General features: G+C 39.8%; 17 protein-coding genes. 9 read left to right on the forward strand and 8 right to left on the reverse strand.

Annotation, left to right across the window (positions count from 1 at the left end):
- Positions 1 to 3: 3 nt before the first annotated feature.
- A complete protein-coding gene (locus tag CLV32_RS16330) occupies positions 4 to 573 on the reverse strand; it encodes an RNA polymerase sigma factor (protein WP_243732338.1) in 570 nt (189 codons plus the stop codon).
- Between the two features lie 123 nt (positions 574 to 696).
- Between CLV32_RS16330 and CLV32_RS16335 the strand changes: the two genes are divergently transcribed.
- The 3 genes from CLV32_RS16335 (at position 697) to efp (ending at position 3,534) form a co-directional block, all read left to right on the forward strand.
- Entirely contained in the window at positions 697 to 1,179 is a 483-nt protein-coding gene (locus tag CLV32_RS16335; RefSeq protein WP_133557470.1) for a GNAT family N-acetyltransferase, read from the forward strand.
- 133 nt (positions 1,180 to 1,312) lie between these two features.
- On the forward strand, positions 1,313 to 2,809 hold the full coding sequence (locus CLV32_RS16340) for a sensor histidine kinase (protein ID WP_133557472.1): 1,497 nt from the start codon (positions 1,313 to 1,315) through the stop codon (positions 2,807 to 2,809).
- 164 nt (positions 2,810 to 2,973) lie between these two features.
- Positions 2,974 to 3,534, forward strand: a complete 561-nt coding sequence (gene efp / locus CLV32_RS16345; protein ID WP_133557474.1) for an elongation factor P — start codon at positions 2,974 to 2,976, stop codon at positions 3,532 to 3,534.
- 55 nt (positions 3,535 to 3,589) lie between these two features.
- On the opposite strand, the gene CLV32_RS16350 is transcribed toward efp, so the two are convergent.
- From CLV32_RS16350 to CLV32_RS16360, 3 genes are all read right to left on the reverse strand, one after another.
- The gene (locus CLV32_RS16350; protein WP_133557476.1) at positions 3,590 to 4,657 is read right to left on the reverse strand and encodes an SDR family oxidoreductase; all 1,068 of its coding nucleotides are present in this window, start codon (positions 4,655 to 4,657) and stop codon (positions 3,590 to 3,592) included.
- Positions 4,658 to 4,758: 101 nt separating this feature from the next.
- Positions 4,759 to 5,325, reverse strand: a complete 567-nt coding sequence (locus CLV32_RS16355) for a Crp/Fnr family transcriptional regulator (protein ID WP_133557478.1) — start codon at positions 5,323 to 5,325, stop codon at positions 4,759 to 4,761.
- A 112-nt stretch (positions 5,326 to 5,437) separates the two neighbouring features.
- Positions 5,438 to 6,154 (reverse strand): LytR/AlgR family response regulator transcription factor, encoded by a 717-nt coding sequence (locus CLV32_RS16360; RefSeq protein WP_243732339.1) that lies wholly within the window; start codon positions 6,152 to 6,154, stop codon positions 5,438 to 5,440.
- A 354-nt stretch (positions 6,155 to 6,508) separates the two neighbouring features.
- Between CLV32_RS16360 and CLV32_RS23135 the strand changes: the two genes are divergently transcribed.
- Positions 6,509 to 6,670 carry a hypothetical protein gene (locus tag CLV32_RS23135; RefSeq protein ID WP_166641962.1) on the forward strand — a complete coding sequence of 54 codons (162 nt, stop codon included), beginning with the start codon at positions 6,509 to 6,511 and terminating at the stop codon, positions 6,668 to 6,670.
- Positions 6,671 to 6,679: 9 nt separating this feature from the next.
- Here CLV32_RS23135 and CLV32_RS16365 read toward each other — a convergent pair whose 3' ends face one another.
- Positions 6,680 to 6,979 (reverse strand): GNAT family N-acetyltransferase, encoded by a 300-nt coding sequence (locus tag CLV32_RS16365; RefSeq protein WP_133557480.1) that lies wholly within the window; start codon positions 6,977 to 6,979, stop codon positions 6,680 to 6,682.
- A gap of 22 nt (positions 6,980 to 7,001) precedes the next feature.
- Positions 7,002 to 7,313: an amidohydrolase family protein gene (locus tag CLV32_RS16370; RefSeq protein WP_133557482.1), complete on the reverse strand. Its 312-nt coding sequence runs from the start codon at positions 7,311 to 7,313 to the stop codon at positions 7,002 to 7,004.
- A gap of 258 nt (positions 7,314 to 7,571) precedes the next feature.
- Here CLV32_RS16370 and CLV32_RS16375 point away from each other — a divergent pair, with 258 nt between their 5' ends.
- The 5 genes from CLV32_RS16375 to CLV32_RS16395 all read left to right on the forward strand — a co-directional run bounded on the left by CLV32_RS16375 (position 7,572) and on the right by CLV32_RS16395 (position 12,573).
- The gene (locus CLV32_RS16375; RefSeq protein WP_208111032.1) at positions 7,572 to 8,894 is read left to right on the forward strand and encodes a DUF5690 family protein; all 1,323 of its coding nucleotides are present in this window, start codon (positions 7,572 to 7,574) and stop codon (positions 8,892 to 8,894) included.
- Positions 8,845 to 9,936: an alcohol dehydrogenase catalytic domain-containing protein gene (locus CLV32_RS16380; protein WP_133557484.1), complete on the forward strand. Its 1,092-nt coding sequence runs from the start codon at positions 8,845 to 8,847 to the stop codon at positions 9,934 to 9,936. Before CLV32_RS16375 ends, CLV32_RS16380 begins: the two co-directional genes overlap by 50 nt.
- A 24-nt stretch (positions 9,937 to 9,960) precedes the next feature.
- Entirely contained in the window at positions 9,961 to 10,653 is a 693-nt protein-coding gene (locus CLV32_RS16385; protein WP_133557485.1) for an HAD-IA family hydrolase, read from the forward strand.
- A 62-nt stretch (positions 10,654 to 10,715) separates the two neighbouring features.
- The gene (locus CLV32_RS16390; protein ID WP_133557487.1) at positions 10,716 to 11,648 is read left to right on the forward strand and encodes an AraC family transcriptional regulator; all 933 of its coding nucleotides are present in this window, start codon (positions 10,716 to 10,718) and stop codon (positions 11,646 to 11,648) included.
- Between the two features lie 85 nt (positions 11,649 to 11,733).
- Positions 11,734 to 12,573, forward strand: a complete 840-nt coding sequence (locus CLV32_RS16395) for an oxidoreductase (RefSeq protein ID WP_133557489.1) — start codon at positions 11,734 to 11,736, stop codon at positions 12,571 to 12,573.
- Positions 12,574 to 12,634: 61 nt separating this feature from the next.
- Here CLV32_RS16395 and msrA read toward each other — a convergent pair whose 3' ends face one another.
- A complete protein-coding gene (msrA, locus tag CLV32_RS16400; RefSeq protein ID WP_133557491.1) occupies positions 12,635 to 13,123 on the reverse strand; it encodes a peptide-methionine (S)-S-oxide reductase MsrA in 489 nt (162 codons plus the stop codon).
- A 117-nt stretch (positions 13,124 to 13,240) separates the two neighbouring features.
- Positions 13,241 to 15,514, reverse strand: a complete 2,274-nt coding sequence (locus CLV32_RS16405; protein ID WP_166641963.1) for a tetratricopeptide repeat-containing sensor histidine kinase — start codon at positions 15,512 to 15,514, stop codon at positions 13,241 to 13,243.
- Between the last annotated feature and the right edge of the window lie 94 nt (positions 15,515 to 15,608).

Here is a 15,608-nt window from a genome sequence, read left to right on the forward strand (position 1 = left end):
AAATTAACCAGCTAAAATTTCAGCATACAATTGTTTAAGCCTGCTCCGCAGGTGCAATACAGCATAACGCTTACGCGATACAAGCGTATTGAATTTCACACCTGTTTTTTCCGAGATGTCATCAAATGACAAATCTTCTAATTCGTGCCAGATAAATACTTGTTTCTGTTCATCAGGCAGCTCATCAAGTGCAATGAAAAGCTGTTCCCAAAATAAATTGCGGAGATAAGTGGATTCTGGTGTTGTCTCTTCGACCATTAGCAACTCCATAAAATTCGATTGCCCCTCCTCCTCATCTTCTCCTAGAAAGTCGTCGAACAAACTTTCCCGATGTTTCTTATGTTTATCAAGAATTTTGTTTTTCGCCACGCGGTACAACCACGCACCAGTCTGTTCAATAGGTTCGGCATTAACCACATTGCTCAACTGATACCAAACGTCCTGCAGGATATCTTCGGCGTCCGCATCATTACTCACCCGCTTACGAATAAACCCCATCAGGCTTTTGCCATACGCCTTAATAGTGTCTATAATGTAGTTGTCTTTTTCTTCGGGCATGTATACAGCTTTCAAGATCTTAGGTGTTTAATCTTAAGACGATTCACCCGGCGAAACATTTCAAATAATTTTAATTTAATTCAAAATAGTTATAATATGCCGTTAAGCTTACCTTTGGACGCTTAATAATTTAAAAAAATGTCTGTAATAATTAGAAAAATAAATAGCCAGGACGACGTGGCACTGGCGATCATTATCAAAAAAACGTTCGACGAATTTCAACTTCCCAAGGAGGGCACCGTATATGCTGATAAATCTACTGATCACTTGTCTAACGTGTTTGCAGAACCAGGAAGTGTTTATTTAATAGCTGAAGAAGGTGGTAAAATACTGGGGGGATGTGGTTTCTTTCCCACTGCAGGTTTGCCAGAGGGATGCGTGGAGCTTGTAAAATTCTACTTGTCAGAATCGGCCAGAGGAAAAGGATTAGGCAAAATGTTAATTGATGAGACTATTAAAGAAGCAAAGTTACTAAACTATACAAACATGTACCTCGAGTCTTTTCCTTCTCTAACTGCGGCGATAGCGATCTATAATGCATACGGTTTTAAGAAACTCAACGCACCTTTGGGCAATTCCGGGCACTTTGCATGCAATGTGTGGATGTTGAAGAGTTTGTAGAAAGAATATTACGACTTTAAAATTTACTGAAGAAACTCCATTGCCATTTTTAATTATATTTGACAATACTTTATAGCTATTTTATACGTTGATTGCCTCTTTACGCGAATTTATTAAGAATAACTATAGGACAATGTTTTCAGTGACAACATTGGTTCTCATATTTTACTTTAGCCTGCGACAGAACTATCTGCTGTTTCATAGCATCATAGAACTTTTCTCTATCATTATTGCTTTCGCGGTATTCATCATCACTTGGAATTCGCGTAAGATGATGGATAATAACTATTTATGCTTTGTTGGTATTACTTATATATTTGTCGGCGCATTAGATTTACTGCATACACTTACGTTCACCGGAATGAATATTTTGCCTGGAGGCGTATTCTACGGCAACCAATTTTGGATCATCACGCGGTTTCTGGAAGCATCTACCCTGGTAATTGGCTTTTATTTTTTGAGGCGAGGAAAACAACTTAACGCTGATTTGATCTTTCTCAGTTATTTTTTCATTACTCTGCTTGCTACGTTTTCTATTCTGGTTTGGCATATCTTTCCCCTTTGTTTTGTTGAAGGTCAAGGACAAACACCATTTAAGATTTATTCAGAATACCTAATTATTGCGGTGCTGTTTATTGCAGGTTATCTGCTGTATACTTTTAGGGAGCGTTTTAGTACGTCTGTTTACCGTAAACTTTTTGTCTCATTGATTTTTACTATCCTAAGTGAGTTCTGCTTCACCTTATATGCATCAAATTATAGCGTCGCTAACGAGTTTGGCCATTATTTTAAGCTGATTGCTTTTTTTCTGATTTATAAAGCCAATGTTGAAACAGGCTTTATTGAACCCACTGAATTGATTTTTAAGAATCTTAAAGACAACGAAGAGAAATACCGTACGCTAGCTAAAAACTTGAAACTTGCTGAGCAGGAACTCAAAGGACTAAATACTACGAAAGACAAATTGTTTTCGGTAATTGCCCATGATTTAAAAAACCCATTTACCTCGTTAATATCTTTTAGTGAACTAATCTTCAAAAATGCAGAAAAACTAAGCACGGAAAAGATCAGTAGCATTGCTTTGCGCATCAACAATTCTGCGAAACAGGCTTATGTACTTCTTGATAATTTACTCGGTTGGTCTAGGTTACAAACCGGGCTCCTTAAGCCTGATTTTGTGAGCCTATCGCCGTTAACACTACTCGAAGAAGCAATACGTAATGCTGAAGCCTTTGCTCAATCAAAAAGTATCAGCATACAATTGATGTCATTAACAGATCAGCGTGTGTATACTGATGCACAGATGACGAGTACAGTATTTCGAAACCTCATTTCTAATGCAATAAAATTTAGCCATGCCGGCAGTGTAATTATCCTCAAAGCCGAGCGACTCAAAGATGAAATATGTTTTTCTGTTTCAGACACGGGCATTGGCATTAAAGAAGAGCACCAGGCCAGTATACTTAATACTGATCAGGGTATTTCCTCTTCAGGCACAAATGAAGAGAAAGGAACTGGACTTGGCTTAATATTATGCAGAGAATTTGTAGAGCTCAGCGGTGGAAAAATCTGGTTTAAAACGGAATTAGGTATAGGCACTACCTTCTATTTCACGCAAAAGACTGGCTGATCATCTGAAGTTGTGTTTAAAAACATTTCCTTTTTCTTCTTAATGGGACAAACGATTGTTGTGGATGTAGGTTCGGTGTTAGTTTAAATATATTTCACCCTTGAGCCATAAATACACAAAAAGCACATATCTTTAGGCTCAAATTTTACAAGTATATAATTTTTATGGCAAAGGCATCTGAAACGAAGGTGGGAAACATTTTACGTTACAACAATGAACTGGTAACAGTTACAGAATTCATACACCGCACACCAGGTAAAGGTGGTGCGTTCTATCTGGGTAAATTTCGCAATATTAAAACAGGGAAAATTGTAGAAGCCCGTTTAGGTACAGACGAGCAGGTAGAAATCTGCCGTGTGGAAACGAATGATTATCAATATCTATATGAGGAAGGTGATTATTTTGTAGTTATGGACAATGTGTCTTTTGAACAGTTTAATGTAGCAAAAGCGCTTTTTGGACCCTCGGCAAAGTTCCTTAAAGAAGGTATGGATGTAATCGTTTCTTTTGAAAGCGAAGAGCCAATCATGGCTGTAGCGCCAAATTTTGTAGAACTTGAAATTACTTATGCAGAGCCTGCTGTTAAAGGTGATACATCGTCAGGAGCTCAGAAATATGCAACTACAGAAAATGGAATAGAAATTAAAGTTCCTTTGTTCGTAAATGTTGGTGATAAAATTAAAGTTGATACGCGCACAGGCGAATACGTTGAACGCGTGAAATAATACTATCGCAATATAAAAGCTCCGTGGATTTTCACGGAGCTTTTTTGCCACTTAATTACGGAATAAGATGCTCAGCGCGTAATTGACTGAACAGATCGTAAAATGATTCTTCCGTCTGCTGATAAGTGAGAAACCCAAGTTTCCGACTTTTAGACATATCGGTGATTACTTCTATCGGCCGGCCGAGATCCAGATCGGTATGCCAAGCAGATGCCAATCTTTCTAGATTATTTTCTTTTAATCCATATCGCGTACTTATTTCTTCCCAAACCGGTGCGTCATCCTTCATTTCCGCTTCAAGTGAGTAAATAGTGCCGGTATATCCTATCGGTTCAATATCAAATTTTGCAGCTAACTTCTTCCATAGCGTGCTCCAGCGGAACACGTCTCCATTCACAACGTTGAATGCTTCATTACGTGCAGCAGGTGTTGTTGCTGCCCAGATCAGATGCTCGGCCAGCAACCTTGCATCGGTCATATCTGAAACGCCGTTCCACTGCGCAGCGGATCCTGGCCAACGGAATGGCCGATTTTGTTCCTTGCATATCGTTGCATACACTGCCAGTGTTGTGCCCATGTTCATTAGGTTTCCCACAGCTTTCCCAATCACTGTATGCGGCCGATGGATGCTCCATGTAAAATGATCACGTACTGCAGCAGCATACATCTCATCTTCCTGTGCATAATAAAAGTTTTCAATATCTAGTCTCGGGTGCTCTTCAGAAACTGGGGTTTCTGGTAGAAATCCTTCTGCCGCATATGCTTCAAAAGGACCTAAATAATGTTTAAGACCTGTAACTAGCGCTACGTGTTGTACTGTTTTCTTTATCGCTAATACCTCTAGTAAATTACGCACCATGGCGCTATTTATCCTGATATTTTCTGCCTCAGTATCGTTACGCATCCAACTGGTGATGAACACGTGTGTTGGATTGACGTTTTCAAGCGCAGTTCTTAAACTATCCAGACTTAGTAAATCTGCCGACAAGTGATTTAAATTTTTGATATGCTTATTTGGATTTCTTGCCAATCCATAAGTTTTCCAACCTTTATCCAGTAACTTTTCTACTAGATTACTTCCGGTAATTCCTGTAGCTCCTATTACCAATGCGATTTGTTCCATATTCTTAAGCTTTTTGCGTCTTTCTAAATAGTACAATGATCGTTATCTGAGGACCTCAAACAAAGGACATGAATCACAAAATCATTGTGCGGTAAGTCACGTTAAAGCATGGTTAGTCGACTTAATGTCTCCCTACTGATACCCAAATATGACGCGATTAAGGACTTGGGCAAGCGCTGTAAGAGCAATGGATATAATTTTATAAATTGGATATAACGCGCTTCTGCATTTTGGCTCATCAGCGATAAGATTCGCTTTTGAAGTGCGATGTAACCTGCGGTAGTTTTCTTTCTGAAGAAGTATTCCATCTTATTAAGCGCTACACAAAGTTTTTCACGGTTATCAATTGAAATATAGTAAACCTGAGTATCCTCCAGACAGTCAATATTGAGCGTTGCATTCAATTTATTATGGTAGGCATCGGGGTCTGAGATCCACCAGTCTTCCATAGCAAATTGCAGGATATGGGTTTTACCAGCATCGTCAATATAAAAAGATCTTAACAGGCCCTTAACCACAAAATGGTCGTTAGGTGCCGCATCTCCGGCCTGAACTACGTATTGATGTTTTTTATAAAATCTTGTAGAAAAATGAGACATCACAAATTCGAATTCATCGTCTGTTAGCGAAACTATTTTTTCTATCTGACTCCTTAAAATTTCTTGCATACTTTGTTTCTGAGCTTACAACAAAAATAAGAGAAAATGTTGGAATGTAACTTTATGCAAAATTTGAAAGCGGCGTCCGTTAAAATCCGTATTGGTCGATTTTCGATTCCTATTACAGGATATTCATGACTTTATGTAAACTTTTACGATAACTATCTGCAATTGGCAGGAACTTGCCTTGGATAACCACACCACCCTCCTGAAGGGTATCAATATATCGCAGGGACACGATATATGATCGGTGAATACGAACAAATCGCTGAGCGGGCAACCTGCTTTCGACAGATTTGAATGTGCCATGAATCGCGTACAACTTGTCTTTCGTATAAAATTTAACATAATCACCCATAGCTTCGGCATACAAAATGTCGTCGAGGCCAAGTCGGCGTATAATATTAGAATCGCGTACAAAGATGAACTCATCATTTATCAATTCTAAATCTTCATCTTTACTCCCAATTAAGTCTTTTACTTTATTGATGGCTTGTATAAAACGGTGTGGAGCATAAGGCTTAACTAAATAATCGGCTACATTCAAATCAAATGCCTCTTGCGCATATTCTTTTTTTGAAGTAGTGAAAATAATGAAAAAATCTTTTTTTCCGAGGCTACGCGTGAGTTCCAGTCCGCTCATTTCCGGCATTTCTATGTCTAACAGCACAAGCTGTACATCGTTTTGTTGAAGGTAGTTGTATGCGGAGATTGCGTTGTCGCATTCCTGGAGTATCTCCAGATCCTGGATCTGACTGGCAAGTTGAACGAGCGTTGCGCGGGCGATTGGGTTATCATCAACAATCAGACAGGTCATTTTTGTAGCGGGTATGGCCATGAGTTAAAGGTAAAACAATTTTTCAGGTTTAGCAATTGTTGTTGAACCTAAGCGCAATTGTGTTGCCACGACTTATGTTGCTGAAAGTTAATCTATTGCAGGGCGTTGTTGTCTTTGAAGATAACGAGATATCGTCAATTTACGAAACTTATTGCGCTTGGCCGCTCAGTTTGTATTTTATGCTGTCCGCTTGAGTTTTCAAAGCCAATTTAATTCAATTAGTAAAAGCTCTAAAAATTGGTTTCACCGATCGAAACCTTCCTTCCGCCGAATTTGGTGGATTGAGAAACGTTACCGGGGCTACTTTTATCTTATACTATAAGCATCATTAAGTTTCACTAAAATCCCTTAGCAATGAAAACTAACTTGGACACACCAGAAAAAATACCACAAACAAATAATTTTGGAGCACAGATCAATACTGGAAAAGAAAAAATACTGTCGCTATTAAATAAACAGTTTTATAACGGATATTTTGTCAGCATGCAGTTATGCTTTATTTTGTTCAGGCAGTAGTTAACGGGTTTATGCTATATCGCTATTCCATATTGACGCATACTGCTCTGGATGCCTTAAAAATTGTGCATGCACGTACGGGCAGAGTGGAATGACCTTAAGTTGGTGTGCTTTCGCGTAGTCCACCATTGCTGACAGCAGCTGGCCTGCATAACCCTTGTTTTCTTGTTCAATATCTACCTCGGTGTGATAAACAGTTATATTACCGTCGGCTATTTCGACAATCATCTCTCCGATCTTCGTTCCGTCTTTGTATAAATTAAATGCTGCAGGTTCGTCACCGCTGTTCTCAAACTTGATGTCTATCATAAAAAGCTTTTATCGAGCTAATTTACGGATTGAAGATTTTATAATCCAATTTATCGTAAACGATTTTCCCATCTATAATCGTTAAGAGACTTTCTGTTTGTAACAGTTGCGGTACAGGAACTTTAAAAATATCCTGCGAAAGGACGACCAGGTCGGCCACTTTACCAAAAACCAGACTTCCTTTATTTTGTTCTGCAAATTCGGCATATGCCGAGGTAAGCGTGTATGCTATGACAGCATCTTCCCTACTAATTGCCTCTGAAGGTCGCAACGGATGGGTGGCTTTCTGCAGACAACTTGCTCCTTCGATAAAAAAATAAAGGTTGATCTTCATCTGGTGGCATTGGTTTATTTCGTTGGTTTACCGAAATCCCGCTCATATCCGCATGCAATAAAATGTATTGTCTTACAAAGCGCTGCAATGCAGGCACAAGAAAAATGTTTGGCATAAACATCATAATTACAGTGAATTACAAATAAAGTTCCGATCAACTAAAATAGTAAATAATAACTGCTATTTAACAAAAGCATAACATGATTTCAAATTATATAATGTCAACATTGTTTAGTTTTGCTAAACAATTATTGATGAATGGATTGGCTAAATAGGAAAAAAACAATAAGCGGAAAATATTTTAAGGTAGCTACTGCCACTCCAGCCTGGGCTTTGATTGCGGCGTTCGGTACCTACTTTTGCATGTATGGCTTTAGAAGGCCGTACACTGCCGCCACCTATAATGATGGTGTTTTGCTGGGATTAGATTACAAGATTTTGCTCATTATTGCGCAGACGCTCGGGTACGTTGTAGCAAAATGGATAGGAATTAAAATAGTCTCTGAAGTTAAGCCTACTCACAGAATTATGGCAATCCTGAGTCTGATTGGATTTGCTGAATTGATGTTGTTTGCTTTCGGATGGGTACCCCGCCCCTGGAATCTAATTGTAATCTTTTTAAACGGCTTGCCGTTAGGCGTGATTTTCGGCCTGGTACTTGGATTCCTGGAGGGACGTAAAAACACAGAGTTTCTGATAGCAGGCTTGTGTACAAGTTTCATTGTTTCTGATGGTGTTTCTAAATCAGTTGGTGCCCTGCTTCTACAATTTGGGGTGACGGAAAACTGGATGCCTTTTTTTGCTGGGCTTGTGTTTATGTTACCGACGCTTCTTTTTATAGGAATGTTGGCGTGCATTCCGCCGCCCACTGAAAAAGACATTGCTGACCGCTCTGCACGTGAGCCTATGACAGGTGCCGACCGGCTAGCATTTTTCACAAAATATGCAACGGGATTGATCAGCATTACACTGGTTTATCTTTTCGTGACATTATTGCGAAGTGTGCGCGCAGATTTTACTGTCGAAATCTGGGCCGGACTTGGTTATAAACAAACCCCTGACCTATTTACGCGTTCTGAGCTTTTGGTTTCTTTTGGGGTAATTGTAGTAACTGCACTTGCAGTGCTTATCAAAAATCATTATAACGCATTTCGATTTTCTTTGTTTACGAGTCTATTAGGGTTTATCGTTGTCTTGGCTGCCGTAGCCGGCCTGGAACGCGGTATGGATGCCTTTATATTTATGGTACTTACAGGTCTTGGTGTTTACCTCCCGTACGTTGCCATTCATGCCGTAGTATTCGAACGCCTGATCGCAATGACCCGTGAGCGTGCAAATGTCGGCTTCCTGATGTACATTGTTGATTCCGTTGGCTACACGGGTTATATCGTGCTTATGCTGTTACGTTATCTACTTCCAGCTAGTGATTCGATATTAGACGTCTTTTTGAAAATCAGTATTGGTTTATCCATAACTGGTATTCTGCTATTGATATGTGCTTACTTATATTTTAATATCAAACTTAAAAACAATGAACAACGCGTCAGAAAAATTACTGCCCGGTCGGGCTGTGCTATTTAATAGTCCAGGTAAACCATTTCAATTCGTAGAACGTGCAGCACCTACTTTAAACGGTGATGAAATCCTGGTTCGAAATCTGTATACCACTATTTGTGGAAGTGATATCCATACGTATTGTGGACATCGATCAGAGCCCGAGCATGTTGTTCTGGGACATGAGATTGTTGGAGAAATCTTATCACTAAATACCAATGAAGAAGTGAAAGATTATCAAGGGAATGCGGTACAGGTTGGTGACCGAATTACCTGGAGCATCTTCGCAGTTCCAGCTGGTATTGAGGCACCGCGAGCAGATATGCCGCAAAAGAGCGATCAACTTTTTAAATATGGCCATGCACTCGCGACAGATACAGATATTTTTAACGGCGGACTGGCAGACTATTGCGTATTGAGGTCCAATACTGCATTTCTAAAAATCGCACCTGATGTACCCCTAAAGGTAGCCGCCACAATCAGTTGTGCGCATGCTACTGTTGCCGGCGCTTTACGTATCGCCGGGGAGATTAAAGGTAAGAAAGTCTTGGTTTTTGGTGCTGGATTATTGGGGATATCCTGCGCTGCTATGTGTAAGGAAGCTGGTGCTTCCTGGATCGGACTGATAGACCCCGACGGATCCAGACTGAACTGGGGTACAGGCTTCGGCACCGACGAAACTTTTATTTTTCCTACAGAAATTGATGCTTCACAGCTACCCTGGCCTCAAAGCGATCTTGCTTTTGACATGACAGGAAATCCTGAAGCGATGAAAACAGGCTTGGATTCTTTGGCTCTGGGTGGACGCGCAATCTGGATAGGAGCTGTCTTTCCTGCGAAACCTGTCCCTGTCGATGCTCAGAAGATCGTCAGAAAGCTATTAGAGATCAAGGGGCTGCACAACTATAATTATGATGATTTTGTCAATGCAAAGATTTTCGTTGAACGTAACTATCAGAAGTATCCCTTTGAGCTGCTCATCGAAAAAGAATATTCGCTACATGAGGTTGAGGAAGCTTTCCGTTTTGCGACAGATATTAAGCCTGTAAGAGTTGGTATCAAAATATAATTTTTACAATTAATTTTTAAATAAATGAACAAGCAAATAAAAATGGTCGTTTTTGATATGGCCGGAACTACCGTTAACGAAGATAACGTAGTATATAAAACATTAAGAAAAGCGATCAATGAAGCTGGGTTTAATTTTAGTTTGGATGAGGTGCTGATTCAGGGTGCGGGAAAAGAAAAGAAACATGCCATCAGATCTGTATTGTCAGTATATAGTGGCATAACAAACGAAGTACTTACCGAACAAATTTATAGTAGCTTCATCGAACAGTTAACTGACGCATACGTGTCTGCACCCATAGCGCCACAACCTGACGCCAACGCTCTTCTGAATGCGTTAAAAGAGCGGGATATCTTAACAGTTTTAAATACTGGTTACGATCGCAAAACTGCGCAACTGATTATTGATAAGATGGGCTGGACATCTGGTGTTAATTTCGATATATTGGTGACAGCTTCTGACGTAGGCAAAAACAGACCTGATCCTGATATGATCCTTTTGGCGATGGAGCAGCTTGGTATTACAGAAAGTGCTGCCGTTATTAAAGTTGGCGATTCTATTATTGACATTGAAGAAGGCAAAAATGCTGGATGTGGTTTAACTGTTGGTATAACCACGGGTGCTCATACTGCTGAACAACTGGCTTCTGCGAATCCTGACCTTGTTATCGACAACCTCCTTGAGCTATTGCCACTGATTGCCCAACATCAGGCATAGCCGATTGAACTAACAGGTAGTCTTGCCCAGACTATCTGTTTAGTTTTTTGTACTTTTGTTTTATGGACAAAGCGGCTATTCCACGTTTAGAGTTGACAGAGTTTGCTGCAACAAACTTCAAGTTCCCTGTTTTCAGTCTTGCTGTAAATCCGCTGCACAACCATCAGTTTACAATTAAAAACAGAAAAGATAATCCGGTTAACGACTATATTTCTCCTAATCGGCGCGAGTTTTATAAGATTTTTCATGCTACTGCTGGCACGGGCATTCTGACTGTTGGCCTACACCAGTATTTGATTGGCGCCGGAGATATTGCTTTTATACACCCTGACGAAATTATATCCTGGCAAACTACATCTGAAGAATCTGACGGGCATTTTTGTCTGATCCATCCTGACTATTTTGATCAAGCAAGTTATCTGCTGCAGCTTTTTAAACAATATCCTTTTTTTAAAGCCGCAAGGGCTGTTGTTCAGCTTTCTGATGATCAATCTACCAGGGTAAATGCCTGTTTTGAAATAATTTTGCAGGAAGCCGACAGTACGCACGAGGACAAGAAACAGGCTATATTTTTACAGCTTCAAATGTTATTGCTGGAAGTACAACGTGCAGGAAAAAATCTGCCTGAGGTTGCGGTCCCTGAGAGTTACCGCTATATTCATAATTTTTTAAGTTTGCTGGAATCTGCTTTTCAGATTAAAGGACAGGACACGGTGGTTAAAATTAAAACTGCAGGGGAATTTGCGGAACAGTTGAATGTTCATCCAAATTATCTAAACACGCTTGTGAAAAACCAAACAGGTAAAACACTGCGGGAGCATATTCAAGAAAGACTCTTATACGAGGCAAAGGTTTTATTGCTACATACCGATTGGGACATTCGCGCAATTAGCCGGGTGTTAGGCTTTTCAGAACAAGCAGCCTTTACCTCGTTTTTCCACAAAAAGGAGAAAGTTTCACCTTCGTTATTCCGGGAAACGTTGATTTCTGCTTAAATAGTTGAAAATCGCAAAGATCTCTGCGGTTTGAATAAATGCTATATTACACGATCTGAGTTCCTTTGTATAAAAAAAAAACAATATGGAAACTCAAATAAAAACATGGTTTATAACAGGCGCTTCTCAGGGATTGGGCCTTGTGTTAGCTAAACAATTACTTAACGAAGGCTATAATGTGGTGGCTACCGGACGAAACCTGGAAAGTTTAAAAGCGGCGATGGATACTAGTTCAGAACAGTTTTTACCACTCCAGGTAGATCTTGTGAATGAAGCAGACGTTAAATCGGGCGTAGCGGCTGCTATTGCTAAGTTTAAAAGAATTGATTTCCTAGTAAATAATGCAGGTTATGGACTGATGGGCGGCATTGAAGAATCGTCAAACATCGAAGTACAAGCAAATTTTGACGTAAATGTTTTCGGTTTGTTGAATGTTACCCGTGCTGTACTAGCACATATGCGTGCCGCCAAATCAGGGCATATTTTTAACCTATCGTCGGTCTTTGGGTTAATCGCCGGTGCCGGCTGGGGCATCTATTGCGCCACTAAATTTGCTGTTGAAGGCCTATCTGAAGCGTTGGCTCAGGAAGTTAAACCTTTTAACATCAATGTGACTATTATAGAACCCGGCTATTTCCGTACTAATTTTTTAACTGGCGGATCTATTGTAACTCCAAAACAACCCATTTCCGATTACACCGTCATTGAAGAAAACAAACACAAACATGAGCAGGAAATTTCGGGTAGCCAGATTGGTGATCCACAAAAAGCGGCAGAAGTAATGATCAATACATCAAAATTAGAGAATCCTCCCCTACGCTTGTTATTAGGCTCTGATGCAGTTCAATTTGCTAACTATAAAGTAGAGCTGCTACAAGCGGGAATTCAGGACAACTTAGAGGTAAGTTTATCTACTGATTTTTAGTAGTATCATCAAATAAAAACGGTCATTTAAATAGTATTAAATGACCGTTTTCTATGTGCACTTACAGTTTCCAGTCTGCTCTTTCAAAATGGCAGGTATAACCATAAGGATTTTTCTGTAAGTAATCGCGATGCTCCTCCTCTGCGTTCCAGAAGTCTGTTGCCGGAATAACCTCAGTTACAATTGGACCCGGCCATTTTCCAGACGTATTAAGATCGGCTATTACCTGTTTAGCTGTTTCATATTGTGCTTCACTGAGATAAAAAATTGCTGAGCGATAAGACATGCCGATGTCGTTTCCCTGTCTGTTTTTCGTTGTAGGATCGTGGATTTGAAAAAAGTATTCCAGTAATTTACGATAAGATAGTATTGTAGGGTCAAAAGTAACCTCAATGCCTTCGGCATGTGTGCCGTGATTGCGATAAGTAGCGTTTGGTACATCGCCACCGGTGTATCCAACTATAGTTGATATTACGCCTGGCTGGTGACGGATGAGTTCTTCAACTCCCCAAAAACAACCGCCGGCGAGAATGGCTTTTTCAGTATTCATGTGTTTTTCCGTTTTTGTATGATGAAGATACGCTACTCCAATTTAAATGCCAAGCTTATTCAAGCCTGACCATCTAATTTTACGTTGTACAAACGTGATTTGGTCTTTAATAAGCGACTAAAAATCTCTTTCTGAGATTTCAGGTGTTAATTTATGATTGAAGGATATTTTGAGGCAGGTGATGTTATCCCGCCTTGTAATTGCAAAGGTGCCGTCCAACTGCCTGCTTAGTCCATTAATCAAATTCATGCCGAGTGACTGGCAATTTTCTAAATCGAAGTCTGCCGGGAAACCGGGCCCATTGTCAGTTATTAATAATGCTACGAGTTCAGGATCTTCTTCATGGAACGTTACTCCCACATTACCCTTTTTTGTTGTCTTAAATGCGTGCTTAATGGCATTGGTAATTGCTTCGTTTAAAATCAAGCCTACAGGGATCGCTTGATTGATATCCAACTGAATGGGACTTAGCTGGAAATCAAAATGAATGTTACCGGTCAATTTAAAACTTTCACTTAAATAGCTCGTTAGATCTGAAATGTAATCAGCCATGTTTATAACCGAGAGATTTTCAGATTGATATAATTTTTGATGAATTAAGGAAATGGAATGTAGTCTATGCTGACTTTCCTTCAATGCCTTTGAGGCTACATCATTGTCAAGGTATGATGATTGTGTATTAAGCAGGCTGATTACAATCTGCAGATTATTTTTAACACGGTGATGGACCTCCTTAAGAAGCCATTCTTTCTCTCCCAACAGATGCTCTAAGGAATCATTTTTTTCGCTGATTTCTAATTTTTGGTTTTGGAGATCCCGATTACTTTTATTTTTTAGTTTATACTGACTATAGAGTAAGATGAGAATTACTGCCATGAGGCCTAACCCAAGGAAAGTGTAATGCTGGGTCATGCTAGCTTGTTGTAGCTTGTTTTCCTGAAGCTTGCTGGTATTGCTTAACAGAGCGAGATCTTTCTTCCGCTTTTCCGTCTCATATTGAATCTGCAGTTCCTCAATTTCACGGGTTTTACGGCTATCAAGTAATGAGTCACTAAGTTGTTTATGTATTTTTTGATGATTAATTGCTGATAAAAAACGACCTTGGGCAGAATCTACCCGAAACAGCATTGCGTGGATATCCTTTAGAGAGGCTGTAGACAATCTATTTGGATTAAAAAGCAACGCTTTACGTAGATGATCCCCTGCCTTATTAAAATCTTCACGTTGCAGATAGAATTTCCCGATGGCGCGTTGCGCTTCCTCAGAAACTTCGAAGTCGTTTTTGGATTCTTCATACAGCTTTAGTGATTCCAGGTAATACCGCTCTGCTTGCGCGTACTTATGCAGGGCATTGTAACAAATAGCGAGATTTTGTGCAAAACATGCCTTTTGAATCAGCGTAATTGGAGGAAGTCTTTTGGAAAGATTTACTGTGAAATTAAGCGCATCATGAGCTTTTCCCTGCTGGATTAGGTCGTCTGATACGTATCCGGCAGCTACAAAGACGCCAAATGTAGCACGCTCGTTTTGTTTCCATTTCTGAAGCGCATTTTTATACCATTCGATACCCTTTTCGGTGTTGCCAATCTCCATATAAATCCGCGCTAGATCGGCATAGAAATTAGCCGCATTGGTTGTATCATTTGATGATTTCATTGCCTCAACAGAAAGCAAGGCATAACGAAGGCTTTTGTTGAAATTACCTTTAACCCTACTAACCGAGGAAAGTAAATTATACGTATAATGCAATTTTGGGTATTTGATATCTTTGTATCTTGCTAGTACAGTTAAGAGTTCTGATTCTGCAATGTCAACTTTACCTTCGTCAAAATGAATCGATGCGATCTCCTTAAATACGTTAATTTCCAGAGCAGGCTTTTTCAGTGCCCGATAAAGTGCTGCCGACTTATGGAAATTTGAAAGCACCTCTGCGGTGTATGTTCCCCTGGTCGTTAACCAGATTGCAAAGCGGAATCTTAAATCAGCTTCGGCTTCTTTGTCGTTAGTATTCTGGAAATCACGGATCGCCTGATTAAATAATTTTCGTCCCTGAGCTTCATCACCTCTCTCCATGGCCAGCACAACATCCATAATCAGGCTTTGATGTTGCCACTTAACACTTTTAAGCGAATTACTCAGATTATGCGCAAGGTTGATGTATCTTTCTCCACTATCTAAATCTGCTTTTAATTCCCCCGGTTTAAGAATGTGAAACTTTGCTAATTGAAGAGATAACCTTACACGGGCGCTATCTGCTTTCGTTGATTGTAGTTCAGCTAAGTATCCATTTGCAGTCGCCCTATTGATATCCTGCGAAAAAGAATCCATACCGAAAACCGTGATGAAGAGTAACATCAGGAATTTCAGACAGATGTTTAATTGAGATTTCATAGCAGCGTTAATCTTAAAGGTGCAACTCATATCATACCGAAGCACCCACCTAAGATACTTGATTCCCGGGAAATGATAGAATTGTATGTTTGAT

The organism is Pedobacter duraquae (assembly GCF_004362245.1).
Classification (GTDB): Bacteria; Bacteroidota; Bacteroidia; order Sphingobacteriales; family Sphingobacteriaceae; genus Pedobacter; species Pedobacter duraquae.

Excerpts from the sequence above, each read along its gene's own strand:
- CLV32_RS16335 (WP_133557470.1), top strand. The coding sequence starts at position 697 with ATGTCTGTAATAATTAGAAAAATAAATAGCCAGGACGACGTGGCACTG.
- CLV32_RS16395 (WP_133557489.1), top strand. The coding sequence starts at position 11,734 with ATGGAAACTCAAATAAAAACATGGTTTATAACAGGCGCTTCTCAGGGA.
- CLV32_RS16380 (WP_133557484.1), top strand. The coding sequence starts at position 8,845 with ATGAACAACGCGTCAGAAAAATTACTGCCCGGTCGGGCTGTGCTATTT.
- CLV32_RS16360 (WP_243732339.1), bottom strand. The coding sequence starts at position 6,154 with ATGGCCATACCCGCTACAAAAATGACCTGTCTGATTGTTGATGATAAC.
- CLV32_RS16365 (WP_133557480.1), bottom strand. The coding sequence starts at position 6,979 with ATGATAGACATCAAGTTTGAGAACAGCGGTGACGAACCTGCAGCATTT.
- CLV32_RS23135 (WP_166641962.1), top strand. The coding sequence starts at position 6,509 with ATGAAAACTAACTTGGACACACCAGAAAAAATACCACAAACAAATAAT.
- CLV32_RS16390 (WP_133557487.1), top strand. The coding sequence starts at position 10,716 with ATGGACAAAGCGGCTATTCCACGTTTAGAGTTGACAGAGTTTGCTGCA.
- CLV32_RS16375 (WP_208111032.1), top strand. The coding sequence starts at position 7,572 with ATGGATTGGCTAAATAGGAAAAAAACAATAAGCGGAAAATATTTTAAG.
- CLV32_RS16385 (WP_133557485.1), top strand. The coding sequence starts at position 9,961 with ATGAACAAGCAAATAAAAATGGTCGTTTTTGATATGGCCGGAACTACC.
- msrA (WP_133557491.1), bottom strand. The coding sequence starts at position 13,123 with ATGAATACTGAAAAAGCCATTCTCGCCGGCGGTTGTTTTTGGGGAGTT.
- CLV32_RS16370 (WP_133557482.1), bottom strand. The coding sequence starts at position 7,313 with ATGAAGATCAACCTTTATTTTTTTATCGAAGGAGCAAGTTGTCTGCAG.
- CLV32_RS16350 (WP_133557476.1), bottom strand. The coding sequence starts at position 4,657 with ATGGAACAAATCGCATTGGTAATAGGAGCTACAGGAATTACCGGAAGT.
- CLV32_RS16405 (WP_166641963.1), bottom strand. The coding sequence starts at position 15,514 with ATGAAATCTCAATTAAACATCTGTCTGAAATTCCTGATGTTACTCTTC.
- efp (WP_133557474.1), top strand. The coding sequence starts at position 2,974 with ATGGCAAAGGCATCTGAAACGAAGGTGGGAAACATTTTACGTTACAAC.
- CLV32_RS16340 (WP_133557472.1), top strand. The coding sequence starts at position 1,313 with ATGTTTTCAGTGACAACATTGGTTCTCATATTTTACTTTAGCCTGCGA.
- CLV32_RS16355 (WP_133557478.1), bottom strand. The coding sequence starts at position 5,325 with ATGCAAGAAATTTTAAGGAGTCAGATAGAAAAAATAGTTTCGCTAACA.